Below are 707 nucleotides of genomic sequence, written 5' to 3'. Positions count from 1 at the left end.
GCAGCGGCAGAGGACTCGATAGCAAAAGGAGGAAGGGGAAGGAGAAGGAGAGAGAAGAGGAGGAGGAAAAGGCCTTCGGCACCCCTTCTATGAAGGAGGTAAACAGCAAGAAAGGAGAAAAGAGAGAAGAAAAGAGAGGAGAAAAGAGGAGGAGCAGCAGAAGAGGGAGGGGAGGGAGGAAAAAGGGAGGGGGAGAGGGAGGGGGAGGAGGAGGAGGAAAGGAAGGGAAGGAAAAGGAGAAAGGGGAAAAGGAGGAGAGAGGGGAAGGGGAAAGGAAAGGGAAAAAGAAAGGGAAGAGAGAAGAAGGAAAGGGGGGGGAGAACCGAACAAGGGCACAGATCATCTAGAAGAGCATAGAATCGAGAGAAAAGGAAGAGGGAGAGAGAGAAAGAGAGGAGAAGAAGAAGGAAAAGGAGGGGAAGAAGGAGAAGAGGGAGGAGAGGCCGCTGGGGAGGAAGAAGGGAAAGGAGCAAGAGGGAAGAAAAAGAAAAAAAGGAAAGGGAGGAAGGAGGGAGAGGAGGAAGGGAGGAGGGGAAGAAAAAAAGAGAGGGAGGAAAGGAGCACCTCAAGCTGCCGGTGAAGCGGAAGGAGGGAGGAGGAGAGAAGGGAGAGAGGGGAAGGGAGAGGAGAAGAAGAAGTCTTCCCGAGAGGGGAAGGAGAGGGGGAAGAGAAAAAAAGAGAAGGAGAAGGGGGAGAGAAAGGGGGAG

General features: G+C 53.2%; 1 protein-coding gene. It reads left to right on the top strand.

What is annotated here, in order from left to right; genetic code table 11:
- On the top strand, window positions 1-347 hold a 347-nt coding region (locus E1963_RS23655; RefSeq protein WP_201272092.1), incomplete at its 5' end, for a hypothetical protein.
- Window positions 348-707 lie beyond the last annotated feature (360 nt).

It is taken from the genome of Extibacter muris (genome assembly GCF_004345005.1).
GTDB lineage: Bacteria > Bacillota > Clostridia > Lachnospirales > Lachnospiraceae > Extibacter > Extibacter muris.
The sequence above is the reverse complement of the archived record's forward strand: the minus strand, read 5'-3'. Positions and strand labels throughout refer to the sequence as shown.